The sequence below is a fragment of the Bacillus sp. SW14 genome (assembly GCF_047608225.1).
Classification (GTDB): Bacteria; Bacillota; Bacilli; order Bacillales; family Bacillaceae; genus Bacillus; species Bacillus subtilis_G.
Genome location: NZ_JBLKRW010000001.1, coordinates 3,799,105 through 3,817,323, shown reverse-complemented (window position 1 = coordinate 3,817,323; position 18,219 = coordinate 3,799,105). Strand labels below are relative to the sequence as shown.

22 protein-coding genes and 2 pseudogenes are annotated in these 18,219 nt (G+C 35.5%); 16 read left to right on the top strand and 8 right to left on the bottom strand.

Features of this window, described 5'->3' with window-relative positions; translation table 11 throughout:
- Positions 1–60 precede the first annotated feature (60 nt).
- Positions 61–684, top strand: a complete 624-nt coding sequence (locus ACMX2I_RS19290) for a hypothetical protein (RefSeq protein ID WP_333561165.1) — start codon at positions 61–63, stop codon at positions 682–684.
- A gap of 211 nt (positions 685–895) precedes the next feature.
- Positions 896–1,110 (top strand): annotated as a pseudogene (locus tag ACMX2I_RS19285) (cystatin-like fold lipoprotein); the annotation flags it as partial.
- 9 nt (positions 1,111–1,119) lie between these two features.
- Here ACMX2I_RS19285 and ACMX2I_RS19280 read toward each other — a convergent pair.
- On the bottom strand, positions 1,120–1,839 hold the full coding sequence (locus tag ACMX2I_RS19280; protein ID WP_414958056.1) for a DUF4145 domain-containing protein: 720 nt from the start codon (positions 1,837–1,839) through the stop codon (positions 1,120–1,122).
- Positions 1,840–2,081: 242 nt separating this feature from the next.
- Here ACMX2I_RS19280 and ACMX2I_RS19275 point away from each other — a divergent pair.
- A pseudogene (locus ACMX2I_RS19275) lies at positions 2,082–2,279 on the top strand (tetratricopeptide repeat protein); the annotation flags it as partial.
- Positions 2,280–2,381: 102 nt separating this feature from the next.
- On the opposite strand, the gene ACMX2I_RS19270 reads toward ACMX2I_RS19275, so the two are convergent.
- The 3 genes from ACMX2I_RS19270 to ACMX2I_RS19260 form a co-directional block, all read right to left on the bottom strand.
- On the bottom strand, positions 2,382–2,945 hold the full coding sequence (locus ACMX2I_RS19270) for a GNAT family N-acetyltransferase (protein WP_414958055.1): 564 nt from the start codon (positions 2,943–2,945) through the stop codon (positions 2,382–2,384).
- A gap of 165 nt (positions 2,946–3,110) precedes the next feature.
- Positions 3,111–3,392 (bottom strand): hypothetical protein, encoded by a 282-nt coding sequence (locus ACMX2I_RS19265; protein ID WP_414958054.1) that lies wholly within the window; start codon positions 3,390–3,392, stop codon positions 3,111–3,113.
- Between the two features lie 110 nt (positions 3,393–3,502).
- Positions 3,503–3,706, bottom strand: a complete 204-nt coding sequence (locus ACMX2I_RS19260; RefSeq protein WP_414958053.1) for a hypothetical protein — start codon at positions 3,704–3,706, stop codon at positions 3,503–3,505.
- A 275-nt stretch (positions 3,707–3,981) separates the two neighbouring features.
- Here ACMX2I_RS19260 and ACMX2I_RS19255 point away from each other — a divergent pair, with 275 nt between their 5' ends.
- Positions 3,982–4,455, top strand: a complete 474-nt coding sequence (locus tag ACMX2I_RS19255) for a hypothetical protein (protein ID WP_414958052.1) — start codon at positions 3,982–3,984, stop codon at positions 4,453–4,455.
- A gap of 385 nt (positions 4,456–4,840) precedes the next feature.
- Here the strand turns inward: ACMX2I_RS19255 and ACMX2I_RS19250 are convergent, their stop codons facing one another.
- A complete protein-coding gene (locus ACMX2I_RS19250) occupies positions 4,841–5,491 on the bottom strand; it encodes a YczE/YyaS/YitT family protein (RefSeq protein WP_414958051.1) in 651 nt (216 codons plus the stop codon).
- A gap of 117 nt (positions 5,492–5,608) precedes the next feature.
- Here ACMX2I_RS19250 and ACMX2I_RS19245 point away from each other — a divergent pair, with 117 nt between their 5' ends.
- Genes ACMX2I_RS19245 through ACMX2I_RS19235 form a run of 3 tightly spaced genes read left to right on the top strand, consistent with a single transcriptional unit; the run spans position 5,609 to position 7,252 of the window.
- Positions 5,609–6,061, top strand: coding sequence for a MarR family winged helix-turn-helix transcriptional regulator (locus tag ACMX2I_RS19245; RefSeq protein ID WP_414958050.1), 453 nt, complete (start codon positions 5,609–5,611; stop codon positions 6,059–6,061).
- A 25-nt stretch (positions 6,062–6,086) separates the two neighbouring features.
- On the top strand, positions 6,087–6,605 hold the full coding sequence (locus ACMX2I_RS19240; RefSeq protein ID WP_414958049.1) for a GNAT family N-acetyltransferase: 519 nt from the start codon (positions 6,087–6,089) through the stop codon (positions 6,603–6,605).
- A gap of 20 nt (positions 6,606–6,625) precedes the next feature.
- Entirely contained in the window at positions 6,626–7,252 is a 627-nt protein-coding gene (locus tag ACMX2I_RS19235; protein WP_414958048.1) for an FMN-binding negative transcriptional regulator, read from the top strand.
- Between the two features lie 454 nt (positions 7,253–7,706).
- Here the strand turns inward: ACMX2I_RS19235 and ACMX2I_RS19230 are convergent, their stop codons facing one another.
- Complete coding sequence (locus ACMX2I_RS19230; RefSeq protein WP_414958047.1) at positions 7,707–8,735, bottom strand: fatty acid desaturase; 1,029 nt, start codon at positions 8,733–8,735, stop codon at positions 7,707–7,709.
- A 673-nt stretch (positions 8,736–9,408) separates the two neighbouring features.
- Between ACMX2I_RS19230 and cspC the strand changes: the two genes are divergently transcribed.
- The gene (cspC, locus tag ACMX2I_RS19225; RefSeq protein ID WP_087993913.1) at positions 9,409–9,609 is read left to right on the top strand and encodes a cold shock protein CspC; all 201 of its coding nucleotides are present in this window, start codon (positions 9,409–9,411) and stop codon (positions 9,607–9,609) included.
- An 846-nt stretch (positions 9,610–10,455) separates the two neighbouring features.
- Here the strand turns inward: cspC and ACMX2I_RS19220 are convergent.
- A complete protein-coding gene (locus ACMX2I_RS19220; protein ID WP_414958046.1) occupies positions 10,456–10,917 on the bottom strand; it encodes a CarD family transcriptional regulator in 462 nt (153 codons plus the stop codon).
- An 858-nt stretch (positions 10,918–11,775) separates the two neighbouring features.
- On the opposite strand from ACMX2I_RS19220, the gene ACMX2I_RS19215 reads away from it, so the two are divergent.
- Together ACMX2I_RS19215 and ACMX2I_RS19210 are read left to right on the top strand one after the other, a co-directional pair.
- Positions 11,776–12,153 (top strand): hypothetical protein, encoded by a 378-nt coding sequence (locus ACMX2I_RS19215; protein WP_414958045.1) that lies wholly within the window; start codon positions 11,776–11,778, stop codon positions 12,151–12,153.
- Positions 12,154–12,325: 172 nt separating this feature from the next.
- Positions 12,326–12,868: a cupin domain-containing protein gene (locus tag ACMX2I_RS19210; protein ID WP_414958044.1), complete on the top strand. Its 543-nt coding sequence runs from the start codon at positions 12,326–12,328 to the stop codon at positions 12,866–12,868.
- Positions 12,869–13,031: 163 nt separating this feature from the next.
- Here ACMX2I_RS19210 and ACMX2I_RS19205 read toward each other — a convergent pair whose 3' ends face one another.
- Entirely contained in the window at positions 13,032–13,592 is a 561-nt protein-coding gene (locus ACMX2I_RS19205) for a recombinase family protein (protein ID WP_202328992.1), read from the bottom strand.
- A gap of 218 nt (positions 13,593–13,810) precedes the next feature.
- On the opposite strand from ACMX2I_RS19205, the gene ACMX2I_RS19200 reads away from it, so the two are divergent.
- The 6 genes from ACMX2I_RS19200 (at position 13,811) to ACMX2I_RS19175 (ending at position 18,212) form a co-directional block, all read left to right on the top strand.
- Positions 13,811–15,277, top strand: a complete 1,467-nt coding sequence (locus ACMX2I_RS19200; protein ID WP_414958043.1) for a SulP family inorganic anion transporter — start codon at positions 13,811–13,813, stop codon at positions 15,275–15,277.
- A gap of 17 nt (positions 15,278–15,294) precedes the next feature.
- A complete protein-coding gene (locus ACMX2I_RS19195) occupies positions 15,295–15,714 on the top strand; it encodes a universal stress protein (protein ID WP_202328995.1) in 420 nt (139 codons plus the stop codon).
- 567 nt (positions 15,715–16,281) lie between these two features.
- A complete protein-coding gene (locus ACMX2I_RS19190) occupies positions 16,282–16,542 on the top strand; it encodes a metal-sensitive transcriptional regulator (protein WP_087993538.1) in 261 nt (86 codons plus the stop codon).
- A 158-nt stretch (positions 16,543–16,700) separates the two neighbouring features.
- Entirely contained in the window at positions 16,701–17,183 is a 483-nt protein-coding gene (locus ACMX2I_RS19185) for a DsrE/DsrF/DrsH-like family protein (RefSeq protein ID WP_087993539.1), read from the top strand.
- Between the two features lie 24 nt (positions 17,184–17,207).
- Entirely contained in the window at positions 17,208–17,576 is a 369-nt protein-coding gene (locus ACMX2I_RS19180) for a rhodanese-like domain-containing protein (protein ID WP_087993540.1), read from the top strand.
- Positions 17,577–17,654: 78 nt separating this feature from the next.
- Positions 17,655–18,212 (top strand): sulfurtransferase TusA family protein, encoded by a 558-nt coding sequence (locus ACMX2I_RS19175; RefSeq protein WP_414958042.1) that lies wholly within the window; start codon positions 17,655–17,657, stop codon positions 18,210–18,212.
- Positions 18,213–18,219: the final 7 nt, after the last annotated feature.

The window sequence follows — 18,219 nt, the reverse complement described above, 5'->3', positions numbered from 1 at the left end:
AATATGTTATTATTTTCATTGCAAAATAATTCTATAAAAATATTGTAAAGGAGTTTTATCGTGAAGAAAAGCATTAAACAATTGGTCATTGTAATCTGTTTCTCTCTAATTTTCACTACTATAACAATACCAATAGCTAACGCAAAAGAAAATTCTAATGATGTTTCTTCTGAGCAAGTTAATGTAGAAGCTCAAAACATGAAAAGAACTCTCGAACCTCTATTAGAATTAATTGATCAAATGCCAGAGGATGTTGCGGTACAAGGAATAAACTCCGGTGTTGAATGGTTAAACGTACATAAAGGTAACGAATTTGAAGGTTATGAATTTGTTGCTGATGGAGAAAACCTAACTGCTGTTAAAACCGTCCAGGAAAGTATAGGACCATTTATAGTATTGAGTACATGGAGTTGCATTTCTAGTGCTGCTAAAGCTATAGCAGTAAATGCTATCCCCTGGGCAAAGATCTTAAAAGTTAAAAAAGCCGCAAAATTAATGGGCGGACTAAATTCAATGACAAAAACAATTATCACAGCTTATAAACATCAAAGAAACCTAGGACTTTCTAGAACAAATGCTATAAAAAAAGCCGTAAAAGTATCTACTAAAGCACTACCAGGTGAAACTCAAAAAGCCGTACTAGAATTCTTTAGTTTAGGTGACGTTGTTGATAATTGTTTCTAATTGTTTTAAAAACAGAATACAAACAGGTTTAAATTATCAAGACCTAAATTATAAAAACCCTTAAAATAAAGGAGAAAGCATATAGACATATATAATATGTTTTCTCCTTCGAAATTGATTACAGACACAGTCAAGATACTGTGGTTAAAGCCCACTCACCAATCGCTCACGGTGCAATTCTTGATATAAACGATACAGTGTATTTATAAAAGTTTGTGACGGAGGCAAATATATTCAATTTGCGTTTTACCTTCTGAAAGATCTTTTCGTGAACTGACATCGTACACCTATTATGAGAAAGTCCGCGATAAGTATCAAGAGATGGATGGTATGCGAATGAATGGTGAAAATGATCGTCTAGGCTTATCAAAGAAAACACCAGACTATGAAGAATCAAAAGGTGAAGAGACAAAGTTAAAGGAGTAAAACGTGTGTTTACTCCTCTTTTTTTACTCTTGGATTCATTTTTCTCATTCTAGGTGTTCGATGGGGTGCTCTTTTTTCGGTGAATTTTTTTCCTGTCACCATCTCCATTTGACGTCTAGCACTGGCCATTTCAGTAGGAAGAATGTAAACATATTCAAGTATCTTATTTGTGAATTTAAATAAAGGCTCAACGATAGTACTATTAAATTCTATATCATCACCATGAGCAGCTACATTCCCTGCCTCTTTAATCATCTTAGAAAGACCGCCCATTAAAGGTGGTAAAATGTTCCTTTCTTCTAAGTCGTTAAGTTTTGCATGAAGTGTTCTTCCGGTAGCCCCTTTATTTTTACAAACCATTTCCAAAGTTCTTCTAAGAGCCATTAGGCATACCATAGCATCAATCTTCCTTACTTTTAAAGCTGACTCATAAGCAGATTTAATGTTTTTAGGTAAGAGGTTTAAATTCACCTGCTCACTATATGGGAACAAAACTTGACCATCTTTATAAATAACATCACCCTCGTAGTATACTTCTTCAGTATTCCAATGAGTATGATACAGTTGAAATTCAAAACAAACAGGACAATCGAACACTTCAAATATGTCATTAAATTGGGCTTCATAAGAGGTTAATGGTACAAATGTATTTTTTTCATATCTGTTTAATAAATTCATAGGTGCCTTAGTTCCACAATGTGGGCAAGTGAGAATTATATTTTCTTCCATTTTTAGCTCCCTCAATAGATTTTTCCTCGTATTATAGCACTCTTGTTAAAATTGTAAAAATTTTTACCAATGATTTCAAAAGTTAATCAATTTATGTCAAGTCTCAAAAGAATTGCTGTGACCGCAAATAGGTAGTTACTATGTACCTTTTTGCAATTCATCTTTGTAAAATAAAGAGGGTTCTGACATAATACAATTAATGTAAATATTCGTACAATTTATGTAAGGATAGGGGAATTTTCTTGCGGGGTGTTTTCTTAGATAAAGATAAAATTCCGTACGACTTAGTCACGAAATTAAATGAATGGTATACATCAATAAAAAATGAGAAAAAGCAGAGATTATAAAAACAGAAGTAGAGAAAGAATTGCAAAACATGGAAGAAAACCAAGAATGCATTGTTATATTATCAGCTATTGGAATTTAGGCACGAGATAATTAAAGGGCCATAACATATTAGTATATAAAATATGTTATATACCTTCTAGTTCCACTAACGCACTCGTTACTTTAAGTGTAAATGTTCGCTATGTTACTTTATGTTACTTTATTATGGAATAAAAACAAGTATCAGTCAGCTTGCTGCCATCTGCGGATAAATCATCATTTCTTAAAGTGCCTTCGAATACAAACCCCAGTTTTTCTGGGATAGCACGACTTTTAAGATTTGTTGATTCACACCTTATTTCAATTCTTCTAAATTTTAAATTGTTTAACCCAAAGTCAGCTAATTTCTTTACTGCTTCTGTCATATATCCATTCCCGCTAAATTTAGAATTTATCCAGTATCCAATTTCACATTTAGGAATGGTCCAGTTAATTCTCTGAAGGCTAATTATTCCAATAAAGTCATTGCAATCTCTATCAAAAATAAGGAACCGAAAACTTTCTCTCTTTAAAAAATCTATATGAGCATTTCTTATATTGATCTCTGTCTCTTCAACAGTTGGAAGTTCTTGAGCAAATGGCAACCACGCTTTTAATTCACCAAAGGAATCTCTAATTGCTTGGTTTACAATATTCCCGTCTCCTGTTTGGTGTGGTGCTCGAAGAATGAGTCTTTCTGTTTCTAATTGTAAAGGAACATCTAACAACAAAGGATTCATTTGATTTCTCCTCTCTAAAAATTAATATTGTAATAAAAAACTCTCATCACCAAGAAATAATTCTTGAGGACGATAGTGCACCTTCGTGGTATCCTCTTCTATCTCTTGTTTATTTTTTATTCTAATCAAAGAATTTTTTCACTCTAGAGTAATTCACATTTCTCCTCACATACATTTAATTTTGGTTTGCAATTCATCGATCTTATTAAGTTCGTACTCATAATCACAGTTTTCTTCTAAAACGCAATTCATAGTTTCAAAGAAACTTTTCGCATTCTTTAAGAGTGATTCAAAAAAATCAAGTTTCGGTAGTAATACTTTTTGTTTTTGGTCAATCTCAAATAACAACATATCATTCGATATTGATTTCATTTTCAATAGAAGAGGTTGATCTGGAAAATAAGTTTCGCTTTCTCCTGTTTCAAGAGCTTCTTCAATTAGGTTCAAAAAATAAGCCTACAATTGGTCAACCAAGTCCCAGATAGTGACATCAAGCAAATCTTGTTCACCATATTTTAAAATAATCGCCCTAGATAAATAATAGGAGACTAACTCTCCTATTTTTCCGGATAGAATTGTCCTACTTTCCCTTTTTGAAAGCCAACAACATATTGTTGACCCTCATATGTTCCTCTAACTTGATAACTAAATTTAGTTCCTTTTTTTATTAACTTTTCACGGTTTTGTTTCATAATTGATTCTATCGCATCCGCCACATCGTTAACAGTCATCTCTTTATTGAGAAAAGATTGCTGAGACATAACTAAACCAACCCATAATTAGAATGATGGCGCTCTAAAATATGCTTCATTTTTCGTTTATTAATGAGGAATGATTATCCTCCAAAAATATATTTTCTGCTTTGAAACGTTTTAAGCTCGTTGACAACACCATGCGGGTTTGCTTTCTTTAAACCCCGTGTAGCAGACGAGTTCTTGAAAATTTTAAGTGCACATCTTTTACAACTATTAATCTTCTATATTAGTGTAAAATAATCTTACATCCCATTCATTACATATAAAGATTGGAGTTAAAAATGAAAAAAAGTAAGCATATTTTAGTAAGTATTGTTTCTGTTGTACTGCTGGTTTTTTTAGCATGGTTTATTTATGCTGGCACCCACCAGCCTCCTATTTTGAAGGGTAATTCAAAAGATGGAAAATGGAGTGTTATCTATTCTCCTGAAAAAGACATAGATCTTGCAAGGCAAGACTTATGGGCGGTTCATATTACATGGAAAAGGGATTCTGAGTTTTCAATAAAAGAGGTTGTGTTTAAAGAAAATGGTGTTGTTGAGGCATCAGGTGATGCAACAGATGAACCTAAGAATGCAAAAGAAATAGCAGTAGCGATAATGGCAGATCCACCAAATACGACCAATGATTATCAGGTAGAAGTCACTTGGGAAGAGAATGGGAAAACACAAAAAGACATTATTCAAGTAAATAAAGAGATCAAACGGTCATTTGTCATTCCTAATGTAATAAAAAGAGTTTTAAGTTTAGGATAAAGCTAAAACACTCTCATAGGAATATTTAACAAAGCAGGTGAACGCACCTGCTTTGTTAACCTTAACTGATTACTTCGAGCAGTGCTGTTACTAAGTAAAACATCAATAATAAGGTAACTTTTTTAAAAAGAAGGCTACTCCACTTCTACTCCTCAATATGAGTAAATCATTATAAAACCTCCTAATCAAAATAAACAAACACTGATATATAAAGGTTTTGTAACCGAAAACACAGATTCACTTTATTGAGGGCCTAGTGGGGGCAAACCCCGTGGAGGTTCAAGTCCTCTCGGCCGCATCAATGATACCAAGGGTTTTGACGCCCTTGGTATTTTTCATATTCATTTGTTTTTTTCCTCTAGTGCCCACTTACTTAAAATACCTTCTATATGGAATGCTTTTTATCTTGACCATCATTTGGTGATGTACTGGAGTTGGAGTTTGTTAATATGCGATCCAACACTTTTTCAGTAAAGGGCATGAAGTAATTAAGTATTAACCCACCTAAACAAACGGTTAGTATAGTTCCAACGCCAATTGGTCCATTCAAAATAAACGCCATTATCAAGAAGACGAGGTAAATGAATGTTCTCGAAAAAAATATATTGGTTTTCGTTAATTCTTTTATGATTAATGTTAGCCGGTCAACAGGAATCGGGGCGAATTTTGTGTGTAAATATGTTGCGGTTCCCAATCCTATAACAACTAAGCCAATTGCAAAACAAACAATTTTGCTGTGCAAAGTTTCAGGTGTTACAGAAAAATGCAATAAAAAAAGCCATATATCAATCCCCATACCCGTTATAAAGGCCGTTAACAACCCCGAAATTTCAGGTTTTTGTCTTTTTAAAAATGAATTACAACATATTAATATAAGAGCTATGATGACTTCCCAACTTCCCACAGTAAGCCCCACATTTATGGACAGTCCCACCAAAAGTGCGTCAAAAGGGGAAGCTCCAAGATCTGATTGAATCGTGAAAGAAATACCAAGGGTTAAGATTAAAATTCCTAATACATAAAAAACATATTTCACTTTACTCGACCTCTTTATCTTTATTTTTTGTTGTAAATACAACAAAGATGAGTTATATTTAATGTACGTTATTTTTATTGCAAATACAACAAAAACATATACGTAAGGAGTTTAATGATGAAGGATATTCTTCGTGAAATTGGAATGATTGCACGAGCATTGGATTCTATAAGCAATATCGAATTTAAAGAACATGACCTGACAAAAGGGCAGTATTTGTACCTTGTCCGAATATGTGAAAACCCGGGAATCATTCAAGAAAAGTTAGCTGAGATGATTAAAGTAGACCGAACAACCGCAGCTCGTGCAATAAAAAAACTTGAATTGAAGGGCTTTATTGAAAAGAAAGATGATGAACATAACAAAAAAATAAAAAAACTCTTTCCGACGGAAAAGGGGAATGAGGTATTTCCTTTTATAAAAAGAGAAAATGATCATTCGAATCGTGTCGCTTTAGAGGGATTTTCTGAAAGAGAAGCGGAGACCATTTTCAATTTTCTTCAAAGAGTAAGAAAAAATATAGAAAAAGATTGGGATTTTGTAAAAAAAGGGAACAAGAGAAATTATTGATGTTATAAAGGAGTGACATATTTAAATGACTATCAATATAAAAAAGTGCACACTTGAAGATTTGGGCAAACTTCAAGACATTAGTTATGAAACATTTAATGAGACATTTAAGGATCAGAATTCGCCCGAAAATATGAATGCCTATCTGGAAAAGGCATTTAACTTAAAACAATTAGAAAAAGAATTATCCAATATTTCTTCGCGCTTCTTTTTTGTTTATTTTCATCATGAAGTCGCAGGATATTTAAAGGTCAATATCAATGATGCTCAGACTGAAGAAATGGGTGTTGAATCACTTGAAATTGAGAGGATTTATATCAAGAACAAACTTCAAAAACATGGACTTGGTAAATATCTGTTAAATAAAGCTATGGAAATTGCGAAGGAACTGAATAAAAAGAAAATCTGGCTGGGCGTATGGGAAAAAAACGAAAATGCTATTGCTTTTTATAAGAAAATGGGGTTTGTTCAAACTGGAGCCCATTCTTTTTATATGGGGCATGAAAAACAAACGGACTTTATAATGGCTAAAACACTTATATAATTTTTGGAAGGAGGATGATTATGTATATTCCAAAATATTTTAAGGTCTCAAATGTTGATGAAATATGGGATTTCGTTCAAAAAAACTCTTTTGGCACGATCGTCACGACAGAACAAGGGAAACCAATTGCCACGCATTTGCCTTTGGGGTTAAATAAAAAAGGTGATGATTACTATATCACTGGGCATATCGCTTATGGAAATCGTCAGTGGAGAACATTTGAAACCTGTGAAGATGTGCTTGTTATGTTTCAGGGAACACACGCTTACATTTCTTCTTCTTGGTACGGGCATGAAGATGTTCCGACATGGAATTATCAAGCCGTCCATATATACGGTCAAGCACGTATTTTAGAGAGAGATGAATTAATAGAAGAATTAACAACAATGATGGAAAAATACGAAAAACATCGAGAAAATCCAATTTTATGGGATGAACTTTCTCCTGAACTCTTAGAAAGACAACTGAAAGCGATTGTCGGTTTTAAGATTAAGGTGGATGACATTCAGGCTGCATATAAATTAAGTCAGAACCGAAGTGAAATGGATTATATGAATATCATTGACCAATTGCAAAATGAAGGAAATCCAAATTCGAAACAGATGGCAGAACAGATGGAAAAGAGATTAAAAAAATTCGAGAATTAAAGAATGGAACTGGAGCAGTTATGTTTGCAGCTTCTATTCATTGCTCTTTCTTTCATTATATTGGGATGCGAACTTTAAATTAATCAGTGTGCTTACAGCCTAAAAACAGTGCCCATTTTATGCCCAAAATGAATATAAAACGATGAAAATACATGTAATAAATGAATTCAAATGCTTGAAATAACAGGCTTATATAACTGATAATAAGCTTCCACTTTATTGAGATCCTATTGGGTGAATAACCCATGGAGGTTCAAGTCCTCTCGTCATCATCCCAATAATATCAAGGGTTTAACCACCTTTGGTATTATTTTTTTGGTCGGAATACGATTGTGGAGTCTGTGAGTGTATTTGGCACTAAAAAAGTGCTGGCCTCTGCACAAAACCGTTGCGCGAGACTGCACTTTTATTCTGCAAGATACACTGCCCCTTATCATCGGTTAGGGGGATTTATTTAATCCGCTCCAAGCCGCGGTGACACTTGGCTTTTAGAAGCTTTTTTTAAGTGGCTAAAACCGACAAATTTTTTGCTTTCTTCATCCCATAGGCGGAACTTTAACGACTTAAGACTTGTTGCCAGTGTAATGGTCGGAACGTTTTGCAATGGTTCAGCGTTGTTATGCGCTTTTTCAAGCTTATAGTTTGGCACTCTCGGGCTTAAATGGTGAACATGATGGAAACCGATATTGCCTGTTAGCCATTGCATGACTTTTGGTAGCTTATAATAAGAACTTCCTTCAACTGCTGCTTTTACATATTCCCAATGCTCATCTTCTTCAAAATAAGAGTCCTCAAACGTATGCTGAATATAAAACATCCAAATGCCGAGAGATCCCGATATCAGAAAAATTGGCGCCTGAACCAGAAGGAAGTTTTGCCAGCCAATAGCCCAACATAAAAGTGCTGCCAAAGTGACGATCCCCAGGTTCGTTACATATGTATTCAGCCGTTCTTTACGTTTAGCCCCTTTACGATTAAAACGATTGGTAATTCCGAAGACGTAAAGCGGCCCAATCACAAACATAACAAACGGATTTCTGTACAAACGGTACATGATTTTTGTCTTAGTTGAGGCTTCCTTATATTCCTCAACGGTCAGTACCCAAATATCGCCTGTCCCGCGTTTGTCCAGGTTGCTGCTTGTCGCATGATGGACAGAATGGTCGTGTGCCCAATGATCAAAAGGATGCAGAGTCAGAATTCCTGTGATTGTTCCGAGGATTCGATTCGCCTTTCTGTTCTTAAAAAAGGAATAGTGGCAGCAATCATGAAAGATGATGAATGTTCTCACTAAAAAACCTGCAGCAACGGCAGAAATCGCTAATGTAAGAAAATAAGAAATCGACAAGCTCTTATATGCCAAACACCATAACAGGAAAAATGGTACCAATGTGTTCATGATTTGACAAATGCTTTTTTGTAAATCGGACTTTTCATAAGGTGTGACCAGTTTTCTCAAAGTCCTGAGGTTTTGTTCATTCATTTTTAAAAGGTTCCCCTTCCCTGATGATCTTCTGAGTATAGAAAATGTTTTATTGCCTTTGAAGACCCAGCGTCATACTCCATATATGAAGGTATCTTTCCCAATTATTTGTGAAATTATTGGAAATCCAAAATGTTTCAAGTTCAGTTAAATCTTTATTAGCAGAGCCAGCCGGGATACAAAAGGATATGAAGAGTATACCCGGCTATTTATCTGGCCAAACTCTCTCCCTGCTTCCCTATGGCGAACGGTTTATTGAGCCTGTGAACATGGATTGTTTGAGGAAATAGTAGAGAAAATTTGGATGGATTGATAATAATCAATAATGAAGTGCTAAAGAGCAAAGAAAGGCTTGAAGACACTCGTGATTCATTTTCACGGTGTTTTCAAACCATAGTTAGGAATAGACCTCTTAGACATATTAAAAAATTGGTGCAGTATGATTGGCATTTTCTGTTTTTTTACTGCTTCTGTACTGGATTCCATACATTTAAGAAATAATAATGAATAAAACGAAAATATTAATTTGGAATGATTTCCGTTTCGTGTTATGATAAAGAAGAATTATTTTTGTTCGGTGTAAAGGATAGTATGAATATTAACTTTTCGTCTTGATGATACTATGGGCAAGGATAGTATATACTGTGTGGTAACACACTAGGAGGCAACAATAATGGAACAAGGTACAGTAAAATGGTTTAATGCAGAAAAAGGTTTTGGCTTCATCGAACGTGAAAACGGAGACGATGTATTCGTACACTTCTCTGCAATCCAAAGTGACGGATTCAAATCTTTAGACGAAGGTGAAAAAGTAACGTTTGACGTTGAGCAAGGTGCTCGTGGAGCTCAAGCTGCTAACGTTCAAAAAGCTTAATCTTCAATCGTTTATACAAACAGGCTCTTTAAATAGGGCCTGTTTTTTTATGTTCTCAAAAAAACCCACTCAACGTTCGAGTAGGGAGATGGTACAAGGTAATAGAAAAAGATTTAAAGCTTCAAAGGTTTTTTTACAGTATAACATACTTTATTTACAATATATGGAATGTGTTTTCTTTTCCAATACGAACGAAAAGCCAGCGTAAATGTGTTGTGCCATCTGCCAAAAGCGTCACGCTAAACGAAGTACCGATGATAATCCCAACACTCGCCTTCCTTTTAATTCATCAGGATCAGATAAAATGTATGTTTATCCTATTATTACGACAAGTAAACAAAAAGGACCATCCCTTCTCGTAAAGAATCATCCTTTTCTTCGTTCATTCGGCAATTTTTAAGAATTCTTGATTTGCTAATTCTTGTGTAGACATATGTTTCGTATCTCCACACCCTCATTGTTTTATTTCAAAAAATTTCTTCATTTTTTATTGTTGACCATATATTTAGATGTTACCAACTCGTGAGGGGAAACCTAGAAATAATCACTAAGATCCTAAAACAATGAAAGCCCTCCCTTTCTTCCATCTTTGCGGCTCCTTGTCCGTGGCAGTGTGAATCAGGATTGAAAAAATCAAGACTATTTCGTTTTTTTCTTCAAATGTTCGCAGAAAAATTTAAATAATAAAAAGGGAATAGATGATAGGAATAACAAAAGGGGTTCATGTTCCAAAAGTAAGTTGAAGAAGTTGAACATATTTGAAATGATGTACTTTACTTGTAATCATAATATCATCAAAAAATTCAGGATATTTTTCAGAATGAAATACATGATCAATAATTAATATTAACAGAAACTTTTTATTTGGTTTTCAGTGATTCCTTTAATGACTTCCAGTTCACTAATCAAAAATTCTTGTGCATGATCCAACATTTTTTTTTCGCTTGTATTAAGTGCTTTTTCTTTCTTCATACGCCTTAAATCACGTACAACTTCAGCACCTTCTAGTATTTCACCCGTTTTTATTTTGTTCGTGTTTACTTGATACCTTTGTTTCCACGGCAGTAACCTATCTGATTCTCCATGCTGAAAAATGTGTAGAATGTGTTTTAATGCAAGTATATCAGTAACTGGTCGTATACTTGAACTCAATAGTTTACGCGCTGGAATCATAACTGTCATATTACTGATTGACATTTTGATGACATAATACTGTTGTTTTTCCTCTAAAAAATCTTTTTCTTCTATGGCTTCAATTATACCTGCGCCGTGCATTGGATAAACAATGTAATCGCCAACTTGAAACATATCATACACCTCCATATATGGTACCTTTCTTAAGGTTACCATATATGGAGGTGTAATATCAAATATTCAATGATAACATGATTATTTTTTTATTGTCAATAACTTTTTTGAAAAAAACAGATCGAGCACAATCAACATCAAAACAATAGGGAACGAGGTCTATTGGTCCGTGTATATCCTGAAAGCCGACTAATTTACATAAATCGGTTTGAGTTATTAAATCTCCTTTAGGAATTCAGACTTGGCATCAATTTTTTTATAGAAATGATGAAAATGGAGGATAGAAAGTGTAATGAAAACAATCTTTCATAATCAGTGATATGTTGAGGAGGGCTCAGTGAGTGAATAATCCGTGGGGTTCAAGTCCTCTCGGCCGCACGAACGATACCAAGGATTGCAGACCCTTGGTATTTTTTGTCCTATAACCGGAACAAAGAGATGTTAGTTGGCAAAATGAAATTGAGATATTTAAGCGGTAGTTGAAATAACGGGAATACCTATCTATTCAATTAATGAAGATGATACTTATGATGAAGTAGGTGATCATACAGGGGAGTTAGAATACAAAATTGTTTAATTTCTATATTTGATAAGCTGTTAGATAAAGGTTTTATCATAATTGGTAAAAAAGGAGGAAGGTAATTTCATCATCCAAGCAAAAAAAGAAGTGTATACCACAGCTAAGCCGCTATAAATACGACATTTATGTGGTTAGTTACCAACTGGTATCTGTTATGTCTTAATGATAAATAGTGGTTGTGGCGGCTATGTTAAAACTGCATATTCTTTATTGAATCACATAAAATGGTTATGGAAAGGACCCGTTATAGGTACATTTTAAAAAAAGGAGTCATAATGTTGTTTAAAAGGTTTTTTCTGGTTTTACTTACACTAATAATGTCTATAGTTGTTATGCTAGTGGCTGCTAAAAATTCACCTGGAGAGCATGTCATTTCATTTGATGAGCCTATTATTTTAATGATATCAATTGGGATCGTTGTATTTTTATTCATCCCTCCATTAGCCATGTCCTTTTTTGGCAACCTTGTTGTAAGAATCATATCTGCAGTATACCAATGTTTTATCGTTTTGACTTTTTTGGGGCTAATCCCAATTGGCTTTCTTATTCCCGATGGCTTTTGGACAATTCTTGTTTCTATTGCAGGAACGTTCGTTAGTATAGCTAGTGTTGTAGTAACCTTATTCATTGATCGGAATAGAGAAGTTACATTATAACTTTTATGATAAATAAGTGTAGTGAAGAACTCAAATGCTTGAAATCATGGGTTTTTCAAATAAGGTGACCAATACAACAGCTTTTCTTTATTAAGAAGTTATGTAAGTGGCACATTCCCACAACAAACGCATAGGGTAATATCATAAAATAAAAAAATGTGGGGATCGAAAAATGTATTATATACCTGTTACACATCAATATCCTTATTATGTGTGCTGCGATGGAAGATCGGTTTATTGGATGAATCCAAATAAAATGAAGCATGCAAACGCAGAACAAAACCTTCACTTGACAGATTATGGGCCGAAACCATTTGTTATTAATATTAACAAAGCGACAAAACAAAACAATACATTCCGTACCGCGCTATGGACAGGAGCGCACCTGCAAGTTACTGTAATGAGTCTCGATATTGGAGAAGATATCGGTTTGGAAATGCATTCTAACCTCGATCAATTTTTGCGGATAGAGCAAGGCCGCGGTATCGTTAATATGGGCAAGAGTAAAGATCAGGTAAACTTTCAGCGAAATGTCTATGATGATTCAGCCATTGTCATACCTGCCGGCACATGGCACAATCTGATCAATACAGGCAATACGCCGCTAAAACTATACTCCATTTATGCCCCGCCTAACCATCCATTTGGCACGGTCCATGTGACTAAAGCGGATGCAGAAGCTGTGGAAAAGGAGAACAATTCATACAAAAATTGAGCGGGTTAATGAGACTTTTTTACAAGATATTTCCCAACATTTATCTTTTCCGGTTTTAACACAGACCATTTCCGGCGTTGTTTATGTGGATTATTTTTGAGAGGGAATGAAACACGAATAAAAAACATACCCAAAATAGCGGTATGTTTTTTATTCGTGTTTATTATGAATCAAAATCATTCCAATTATCTAAATAACGGTACAGTGTTGTTTTACTGATGCCCGTCTCTTTGGTAATTTGCTGAATGGTATACGTTTTGCTTTGATACATTTCCATCGCGCGCCGGACATTATGGTCTGGTTTCCTCGGACGTCCTGTATTTTTCCCCTTTAATTTCGCCTCTTGAATGCCAAGCTTTGTGTTTTCACTAATCATGTCAAATTGAAATTCGCCGACTCTTTCTAAAAAATCGAAGAATATGGAACCGTTTTTCTTTGTGGTGTCCACTTTGTCTAATATTGAAATAAAGTGGATTTGTTTCCTTTTGAAAAAATCTGTGATATCGATTAGGTTTTTTGTAGAGTCCGCAATGCTGTATAACTTATAAATGATTACGGTATCTCCGGTATTTAAACTGTTGCATAATGACTCAAATTCTGGCCTGTTTTTTGCTGAATTTGTTTGTTCAATATATATTTTTTCACAGTTGAACCCTTTAAGTGCAGTTATCTGTTTTGTTACATCCTGATCTTGACTAAACGGACGTGCATATCCAAAAATCAAATCATCAACTCCTGATGAATTTTGTATATTTCATTATAACAAAATAAGATGGATAGCGCAGAATGCGCCGTCAGTTCCAAAAAAGATCTATTTTGGAACAAAAAATTGTAGACATTTGAATTCTTGTTTGTTACATTCTAAATAGTTACAAACGACCCTGGCTTCTATGAGAGTTAGAAGTCAACAAAAAATAATCATAAAGAGGTGTACTGTATTTTATGTTAAAAAAATTAAATATAGAGTGGTTCTCAAATATAAGAGGGGACTTATTAGCCGGGATTGTCGTTGCTTTGGCACTAATTCCTGAAGCCATTGGTTTTTCTATTATTGCAGGTGTTGACCCGATGGTGGGATTGTATGCCTCATTTTGTATTGCGGTGGTGATTTCTTTTGCGGGCGGAAGGCCTGCGATGATTTCTGCGGCTACAGGGGCTATGGCGTTGTTAATGGGAACGCTGGTAAAGGATCACGGATTACAGTATCTGTTTGCTGCTACGATCCTGACGGGTATCATCCAAATCATATTTGGGGTTCTCAAAGTGGCGCGATTAATGAAATTTGTTCCTCGATCGGTCATGGTAGGTTTTGTTAATGCGCTGGCCATTTTAATTTTCATGGCACAAGTTCCTCATTTTGTTGGTATATCCGGTCTGACATATGTGTTTGTCGGCATAACTTTAGTCATCATTTATTTGTTCCCGTTTATTACAAAAGCTGTTCCAAGTCCTTTAATCGCAATTGCATTTCTCACGGTTGTTTCTATTTGGGGTCACTTTAATGTTCAAACAGTTGGAGATTTAGGAACAATCAAACAAGCTTTGCCGAACTTTTTGATTCCCGATGTTCCATTAAACTTTGAGACGTTATCAATTATCTTCCCGACTTCTATTGCTCTAGCTGTCGTTGGTCTGCTTGAGTCGCTGTTGACGTCTTCCATTGTTGATGACATGACTGACACAGATAGTAATAAAAACCGGGAAAGCCGAGGGCAAGGGATTGCCAATATCGTTGCCGGATTTTTCGGCGGTATGGCAGGGTGTGCCATGATCGGTCAATCTGTTATCAACGTAAAATCTGGAGGGAGAGGGAGACTGTCAACCTTTACGGCTGGTATGTTCCTCATGTTTTTAATACTCGTTTTGGGTGAATGGGTTGTTCAAGTTCCTATGCCTGCACTGGTTGGCGTTATGATTATGGTTTCAATTGGAACTTTCGATTGGTCTTCAATCCGGACGCTTAAAAAAGTTCCGTTCACTGATTCGGTTGTCATGGTTGTCACAGTCATTACTGTAGTGGCAACAGATAACTTATCCATTGGCGTAATCGTAGGCGTCCTGTTAAGTGCTATTTTCTTCGCTTCTAAAATTTCACGAGTAAAGGTGGATTTGTCTTCTGTTTCTGAGAAAGAGGCTGTTTATGACATTAAGGGCCAAGTGTTCTTTGCTTCTGTTCAAGATTTTGTGAATTCATTTTCATATGAAGATGTAAAAGAGCGTGTTGTGATGAACTTTTCAGAGGCGCATATTTGGGATGATTCTGGTGTCGCCGCAGTGGATAAGGTTGTTTTGAAATTCAAAGAAAATCATGCAGATGTTACATTGGTTGGCTTAAACGAATCAAGCCAACATTTGATTGAAAAGCTGGCTACTTACAATCATCCTAACGCACAGCCGTCAAGCCACTAAGGGGAAGGTGAAGGGGTATGTATCAAAATATTTTGTTGGCAGCTGATGGATCAGATCATTCCATTCGATCAGCAGAACATGCAATTCGTATAGCGAAACTGGTGCCTGATGCAAGAGTGGAAATCATTTTTGTTAAAGATTATTCAAAAGCGAAAACCGAAGTGCTTCATACCGCGAGTTCTGCAGAGTTAGAAATGGAAAGGCGTAAAAAGTTGGAGCCGATTTTAGAAAAATTTGAGCAAGCTGGTGTCCGGCATGATGTAATGATGAAACACGGAGAACCAGGACCGACCATTGTTGCTTATGCAAATGAAAATCAATTTGATATGCTCGTAGTAGGCAGCAGGGGATTGAATTCACTGCAGGAAATGGTGCTGGGCAGTGTAAGCCATAAAGTGGCTAAGCGAGTAAATTGTCCTGTGCTGATTGTAAAGTGATGGATGGAACAAGCCGATTTTATATAAAATCGGCTTGTTTTTTTACTGTTGTAAATTTAGCTGGGCAAAAGTGATAGGTGGTTTTATTTACAGTCTCAAAACAGCACTTCGTATCAAAACGATCCGAAATCTAATTTTCACGCACTTGACTTTATACCTATGGGGGTATATTATTGGTTCATAAATAAGAAGCAGTTAAAAAGGCGCTGTAAATAAATTTCTTACTTGGCTGTCGCATTCCTGCTTATTTTGATATTGATCTATGCCATGTCTAGACGTTATTATTCTGCAGGTATTTTTGTCTCAATAAAGAAGAATTAGTAGCCATGGATGTGACCATATTAGATATCGTCATTTTAACGATGTAACCAATTTTTCAAAATGATTTTATTTTAAACATTCCATATGCCTATCTAAAACGTTTTTATTTAGAGATTCCGCGTGATAAAATACACATAATAGGTTTTGATAAGGCAGAATTAAATGTTGGAGTGTGTTTTCTAAAGAAGGTATTCATGTGAACAGTTATGAATTGCAAAAATTAATGAAAGAAAGGATTTCAACGATATGGAGTATGATCAAAAGGTTAAAAATCGCTTGCGCCGGATAGAAGGGCAAATTAAAGGTGTATTGACGATGATGGAGCAAGGAAAAGACTGCAGAGAAGTTGTGACTCAATTGGCAGCCTCACGCAATGCAATTGATAGAGCATTAGGTGTTATTGTTGGCACAAATCTTGAACTTTGTATTCGTGAAAGCTTGGATCAGGGAGAAGACACATCCAATTTAGTAAAAGAAGCAGTCGACTTACTGGTGAAGAGCCGATAAAAAATTCATCAACCTATCATTTTTAAGGTTGACGAATTTTTATATGTGTTATAATATACCCCTACCGGTATTTAATTGATTGAATTATAGCCTTAACTTTTAAAAAATTTTGCTTTCAATATACCCCTATGGGTAATTGGGGGTTTAGGAGGATAAACATGACAGAACAAACAAAACGCACAACGATTGTCTTATTCAGCGGGGATTATGATAAAGCGATGGCAGCTTACATTATTGCAAATGGTGCAGCCGCCTATGACCATGAAGTGACCATCTTCCATACGTTTTGGGGATTAAACGCTTTACGTAAAGAAGAGCTGGTCCCTGTAAAAAAAGGATTTCTTGAAAACATGTTTGGAAAAATGATGCCTCGAGGCGCTGATAAGATGGGCTTATCTAAAATGAACTTTGCAGGTATGGGCCCTAAAATGATCAAAAATGTGATGAAAAAGCATAATGCGCTAACATTGCCTCAGTTAATTGAGATGGCTCAAGAACAAGGTGTAAAGCTCGTAGCATGTACGATGACAATGGATCTGCTTGGTTTGCAGGAAAAAGAACTATTAGATGATATCGACTATGCTGGTGTAGCAGCTTATTTAGCTGATGCTGAAGAAGGTGCTGTTAACTTATTTATTTAATTGAAGAGAGGTGAATCGAATCCGATGGATAGCAGAGTCATCATCTATACCATACTCATTTTGTTTTTTCTATGGATATTGATTCGGAATGTTTCACCAGTAAAGGGTGTGAAACAAATGACAACGACAGTTTTAAAATCAGAGCTGAAAAGTCAAGGGAAACAATTTATAGATGTCAGAACACCTTTTGAGTTTCGTACAAAGCATATTAAAGGTTTTAAGAATATTCCCTTGTCAATACTGCCTCAACAAACAAATCAACTTTCAAAAGACAGGGAGATTTTCGTTATTTGCCAAAGCGGCATGAGAAGTATGAAGGCGAGTAAGGTATTGAAAAAACAAGGATTTAAAAGTGTTACAAATGTAAAAGGCGGCATGAATGCATGGCATTAATGTCGGTGAAAGGAAGAAGATCTCTTTTTTTGACGGATCATATACCCCTACCCCTATTAGATAAAAGGAGGAAATAACATGATACAAGCAAATGTTGTATTAGATGCTAAAGGTTTAGCATGTCCGATGCCTATCGTCAAAACGAAGAAGAAAATGAAGGATTTAAAAGCTGGTGAAGTATTAGAAATTCAAGCAACAGACAAAGGCTTTACGGCAGATTTGCAAGCATGGGCAAAAAGCACAGGTCATCAATATCTAGGTACTGAAACAGAGGGAGATCTATTTCGCCATTTTCTTCGCAGAGGAGGCGAGCCTGCATCAGAGAACGCATCTTCCATTCCGGACATTTCATTAGACACTTTCAAACAGAAAGTAGAAAGTGACGAGCCTCTTCACATTTTAGATGTTCGGGAGGCGGAGGAGTATGAAGAAGCCCATATTCCGGGTGTTGTGCATATCCCTCTTGGTGAAGTGGAAAAACGCTCTAGCGAGTTAAATAAAGATGATGAAATTTATATCATTTGCCATTCAGGAAGAAGAAGTGAAATGGCAGCCCAAACGATGAAAAAACAAGGTTTTAAAAAGGTAATCAACGTTGTCCCCGGTATGCGTGATTGGACAGGGGAAACAGAGTAATTAAAGG

Excerpts from the sequence above, each read along its gene's own strand:
- ACMX2I_RS19280 (WP_414958056.1), bottom strand. The coding sequence starts at position 1,839 with ATGGAAGAAAATATAATTCTCACTTGCCCACATTGTGGAACTAAGGCA.
- ACMX2I_RS19270 (WP_414958055.1), bottom strand. The coding sequence starts at position 2,945 with ATGAATCCTTTGTTGTTAGATGTTCCTTTACAATTAGAAACAGAAAGA.
- ACMX2I_RS19260 (WP_414958053.1), bottom strand. The coding sequence starts at position 3,706 with ATGTCTCAGCAATCTTTTCTCAATAAAGAGATGACTGTTAACGATGTG.
- ACMX2I_RS19255 (WP_414958052.1), top strand. The coding sequence starts at position 3,982 with ATGAAAAAAAGTAAGCATATTTTAGTAAGTATTGTTTCTGTTGTACTG.
- ACMX2I_RS19245 (WP_414958050.1), top strand. The coding sequence starts at position 5,609 with ATGAAGGATATTCTTCGTGAAATTGGAATGATTGCACGAGCATTGGAT.
- ACMX2I_RS19240 (WP_414958049.1), top strand. The coding sequence starts at position 6,087 with ATGACTATCAATATAAAAAAGTGCACACTTGAAGATTTGGGCAAACTT.
- ACMX2I_RS19235 (WP_414958048.1), top strand. The coding sequence starts at position 6,626 with ATGTATATTCCAAAATATTTTAAGGTCTCAAATGTTGATGAAATATGG.
- ACMX2I_RS19230 (WP_414958047.1), bottom strand. The coding sequence starts at position 8,735 with ATGAATGAACAAAACCTCAGGACTTTGAGAAAACTGGTCACACCTTAT.
- cspC (WP_087993913.1), top strand. The coding sequence starts at position 9,409 with ATGGAACAAGGTACAGTAAAATGGTTTAATGCAGAAAAAGGTTTTGGC.
- ACMX2I_RS19220 (WP_414958046.1), bottom strand. The coding sequence starts at position 10,917 with ATGTTTCAAGTTGGCGATTACATTGTTTATCCAATGCACGGCGCAGGT.
- ACMX2I_RS19210 (WP_414958044.1), top strand. The coding sequence starts at position 12,326 with ATGTATTATATACCTGTTACACATCAATATCCTTATTATGTGTGCTGC.
- ACMX2I_RS19200 (WP_414958043.1), top strand. The coding sequence starts at position 13,811 with ATGTTAAAAAAATTAAATATAGAGTGGTTCTCAAATATAAGAGGGGAC.
- ACMX2I_RS19195 (WP_202328995.1), top strand. The coding sequence starts at position 15,295 with ATGTATCAAAATATTTTGTTGGCAGCTGATGGATCAGATCATTCCATT.
- ACMX2I_RS19190 (WP_087993538.1), top strand. The coding sequence starts at position 16,282 with ATGGAGTATGATCAAAAGGTTAAAAATCGCTTGCGCCGGATAGAAGGG.
- ACMX2I_RS19185 (WP_087993539.1), top strand. The coding sequence starts at position 16,701 with ATGACAGAACAAACAAAACGCACAACGATTGTCTTATTCAGCGGGGAT.
- ACMX2I_RS19180 (WP_087993540.1), top strand. The coding sequence starts at position 17,208 with ATGGATAGCAGAGTCATCATCTATACCATACTCATTTTGTTTTTTCTA.
- ACMX2I_RS19175 (WP_414958042.1), top strand. The coding sequence starts at position 17,655 with ATGATACAAGCAAATGTTGTATTAGATGCTAAAGGTTTAGCATGTCCG.